Below are 4115 nucleotides of genomic sequence, written 5' to 3'. Positions count from 1 at the left end.
TTGCCGCGCAAGGTGGGCAATCAATTCGCCAACCCTGTGCTCGCCGTCGGCCGCCAGAAAAGCGGTTTGACCCCAATCATCGATCGTCGTCATCGTAGGTGAATCACGCCCCACTAGTACGACTCGCTCGCCCATCAGTTCATACCGCACGTTTCGCGCGAAGAATTGAGCATCAAGAGACTCAGCAGGTCCGGCGAGGGTCGACATGGCCGCTCCAAAGATTGCGAAAGGGACGAGGCGCCTCAACATAGCGATTTAACGTCGGACGTAACCGGCGACCATGGAACGGCGCGGCAAAGCTGCGGGACGGCTTTGGGCGTCCGCGTTGACGGACTTGTTAGAGGGCACTGCCAACCTCCTCCATGAATTTCGCGACCTCCACGGCCGCCTCTTTCGGCGCAGTTTGAAGCAGAAAGTGTGGCGCGACAAGCTCCACGACCCGCCCATGCGCAAGGCCGCGGGCGATCAGCTCAGAAGCAGACGAAGGAACAACACTGTCTTCCAACGCTTTGAGATAGAGCACTGGAACTTGAATGGCGCGCAACTGGCTCGAAACGTCAACGGACACGACAGCGGCGAGCCGAGCCCGCATTACGGAGGGTGACACCTCTGCCAGCGCAGCCGCAAGGGCATTCCGAAGTGCCGCGCTGGCGAAGCGACCGCAAAGCAAGGCTTCGAGGATCCGCAGAGGCGGATGCGCCGGTAAGTATGGGATGAGCGACCCCAGGCGACGGAGGCTAGGCCGGGGGTTCTTCGCGAAGGTACAACAGAGGATGACTCCCGCGAGTTGCGCAGGAGCTTCAGCAGCGAGCGAGATGGCAACTGGCCCGGAAAAGGACTCGCCTAACAGGACATACGGTTCTCCGCGCGGAAGTGACGTACGGACAAAGTCAGTGAGCTCTGGATATCCGAGAGGTGCAGTTGTCGGATACCGAACCACCTGCGCTCCGCGTTCGAGGGCGCCAAGGAAGGGAGCAAACAAGCTGCCGGTGCCATCCATTCCTGGCAGAAGGATAAGTACCGCCATGCCCTCTAACGTCGGACGTAACCCGCGGCCAAGGAACGGCGCGGCGCAGCTGCGGCACGACCTTGGGCGTCCGTGTTGACGGACTTGTTAAAGCGGCGCCGGCAATGGTGCAGGCACGTCATCGCCCGCGCCTAAGGGTTGACCAAAGTAAGCCGACTAGGCACCCCAGCCCTATGAACCATGCGGCTGCAGACACAGTGTCGGTGCCGGCGGGGGCGAGCCAGTAGAAGAGAAGTGCAATACCCAAACCGGCCAGCCCGCCGAGGGCGAAGCTGGGCGCCGCCAGTAGAGAGAGAAGACTGTCCATCAGCTATGACCCTTCTGCGGTGCGCTTTAACGTCGGACGTAACCGGCGACCAAGGAACGGCGCGGCGCAGCCGCGGGACGGCTTTGGGCGTCCGCGTTGACGGACCTGTTAAGACTCATCGCGCGCTCCCTTTCCTTCAGCCTGCTGCTCGCGCAATGCGACAAGCCCTTTGGGTTCGCTCTGGAACCAAAACCACTGTGGGTCCGTGCCGCCCGCGCGCAAGATGAATTGGGAGAACTGGAGTGAGCAGATTGCGGCCAGGATGATGAGCGCCATAGCCCCTATGACGCCTGCCGCGGAATACACCAGGAGTTCGCCAAGCGTGACCGAAGGCACCAACTGTCGGGCCGCCACCGCGACCAAGGCAACGATCGCAACTGCAGCGACGAGCAATTTGCCGAGGAATACGAGTTTTCCGCTTCGAGTGCTCATACGTTTCTCCGATGAGTCTTAACGTCGGACGTAACCGGCGACCATGGAACGGCGCCGCACTGCGGCGGGACGACTTTGGGCGTCCGCGTTGACGGACCTGTTAGACGACATGTTCTACCTTAGTGATCGGCGAGACCTGCTCGTACCAGTGACCGTAGAGCGCGTTCCAAACGCACTCGGCATACCCATCATCCTCATTCCCAAGCGCTGGAGGAAACCAATCATGGAACGAGCCCATTCCGGCGCGACTAAGGCGCTCGATACCCCTCTTCAACGAGTAGACGTCTCTTTTCTCCAGTGCTTCGGCGAATCGGTCTAGCTCTTCGATCCACGCGGGAGCATGGCCGTGATCTCGACAGAATTTAGTCAACGCGCGGGTGACCGCCTTTTGCCCTGGCGTTCCAACACGTGCGAGCGGCCCGGTTCCCATGTCGTCTAACGTCGGACGTAACCGGCGACCAATGAGCGGCGCCGCATTGCGGCGGGACCACCTTGGGCGTCCGCGTTGACGGACCTGTTATGCCGCATTGTCCAATTCCTTCACCTCCGAAATGCGTGGATCCGTAAGCCATATCGCATCCACCAAAGCGAACACCTCGCCGGCAAGCGGGGTACCAATGACTTCGGCACGACCTAGCCCCCGCCCGCAAATGGCCTGACGGTTGGAGTGCCGCCCTTCACCGTCAATCACCATGAATGAGCCGCCAGACGGCGCTGGACGATAGAGCAAAGAGACAAGCACGCGCTCCTGCGCCTCAACGCCATCGCCCCACTTGCCTAGGACTAGGTCAATGTTAGGTGTGTGTTCCGGCGCACCAAGGGTCCATTGCACAAAGTACACCGCCAGGGTTAAAGCCTCGGAACTCAAGTCTCCCCAGATTGTCTTGGAAATGCGCCCGCAACAGTCGCACGTCCCCGAGGACTCTTTCCACGGCGTTGCTGTGATACGAGGCGACTCACTCATGCGGCATAACGTTGGAGGTGACCGGCACGCACCGGCAGCGCGCGGCGAGGTGCACGATCACCCGCGCGCCTTGCGGCGCGCTGCCGGTGCGTGTCCGTGTCGACCGACCTGTTATGCCGCACGCTGATGCTCCGCAAAATGAATTGCCTCCTCTCGAACCTGGGACGGGGCGTGTGGATTGAACGCGATTGCATCAAGGATCCGAATCCATTCAGTTCTATCCGGTCGGTGAGCGTTCGCAATGCGATTCGCCATCCACACCGTCAGAGAAGTTGGCTTTCGGAGCAGGGACTCATGCAAGTACGACTCGTAGCCAGCCATTTTCTCTAAGGTGTGCACCACCGGTCCCGGGCTTCCGAGGTAAGCGTCGTCCAAGCGCTCGACGAAGGCGAGAAGCATTGGCGCCGCCTCGCTCGCCTGGCACGTCGCATACAACTCATCGCATATGTCGCCCAGGCGCACCATTCCGTCAGCGACTGGATCACCCTCGTCGAAGTCGCCCGCACGCAAGGCGGCGAGTTCAGCTGCTATAGCGTCGCGATCTCGTTTCATGCGGCATAACGCGAACGTAACCGGCGACCACGGAAGGGTGCGACCGAAGGGAGCGGACGCCCGAGGGCGTCCGTGTTGACGGACTTGTTAACCTGCATTTCTGGACCCGACTGAATAGCGTTTGATCTCTTCCCCAAACCACGACCGCGTCCCATATAACTTCATCGATTCCCCGGGACGGAGAGAACGGAAATCTTGGGCGTTAACACACAATTTACCGTACCAGTGATCTGAGAGCTCACGGACATAAACCCGATAGCAGTTCTCGGTACGGAAATGCTCGCGCTCCGTTCGATCGACGGTGAATGTAGAAACATATGGCTCGCCAACAACTTTGTTGCCAATGACAGGGACCGCAACGCTCAGAGACCACGTCGAGAATGCAAATATCATGGGTGGCATGAGCACCCACTTCGTAAATGGGGTGAGGCTCTCTTGAAGCCGTGCGCCGTCCGGGCCTGGTTTCTTGGCAGAGTACTCGAAGGCAAAAAAGGTGACGACTCCAAAGAGCACTGAGAGCACAACGGCTGGCCAAATGACCGCCTTGAAGCAATTTGGGCTGACGAAGAAGTTCGTCTCCCCAAGAAGCAACCACAGAGAAAGTGGTGTGAGCGCGAGCCAATACAGGGCCGCGAAACGAACGACCGCTGACGCACTCTTCCATCGCTGCCATGTGGTTGGGGTGGCTGCGGTCGTCTGCATGGCAGGTTAACGTCGGACGTAACCGGCGACCAATGAACGGCGCGGCGCAGCTGCGGAACGACTTTGGGCATCCGCGTTGACGGACTTGTTAGCCCTCATTGGCACCTCCGCCGAGCGGAACGAGCGAAAAA

Annotated in this window: 4 protein-coding genes; all 4 read right to left on the bottom strand. The window is 60.0% G+C overall.

The genetic code is table 11. The features are described from left to right. The coding region (locus ACFPOE_RS21940; RefSeq protein ID WP_376852472.1) for a hypothetical protein at positions 1–207 on the bottom strand (207 nt) is incomplete at its 3' end. A gap of 130 nt (positions 208–337) precedes the next feature. Then, positions 338–1000, bottom strand: coding sequence for an alpha/beta fold hydrolase (locus ACFPOE_RS21935; protein WP_376852471.1), 663 nt, complete (start codon positions 998–1000; stop codon positions 338–340). Between the two features lie 442 nt (positions 1001–1442). Next, positions 1443–1766: a hypothetical protein gene (locus tag ACFPOE_RS21930; protein WP_376852470.1), complete on the bottom strand. Its 324-nt coding sequence runs from the start codon at positions 1764–1766 to the stop codon at positions 1443–1445. Between the two features lie 517 nt (positions 1767–2283). Beyond that, positions 2284–2634, bottom strand: coding sequence for a hypothetical protein (locus tag ACFPOE_RS21925; RefSeq protein ID WP_376852469.1), 351 nt, complete (start codon positions 2632–2634; stop codon positions 2284–2286). Positions 2635–4115: the final 1481 nt, after the last annotated feature.

The sequence above is a fragment of the Caenimonas terrae genome (genome assembly GCF_042655405.1).
Classification (GTDB): domain Bacteria; phylum Pseudomonadota; class Gammaproteobacteria; order Burkholderiales; family Burkholderiaceae_C; genus Ramlibacter; species Ramlibacter terrae_A.
The sequence above is the reverse complement of the archived record's forward strand: the minus strand, read 5'-3'. Positions and strand labels throughout refer to the sequence as shown.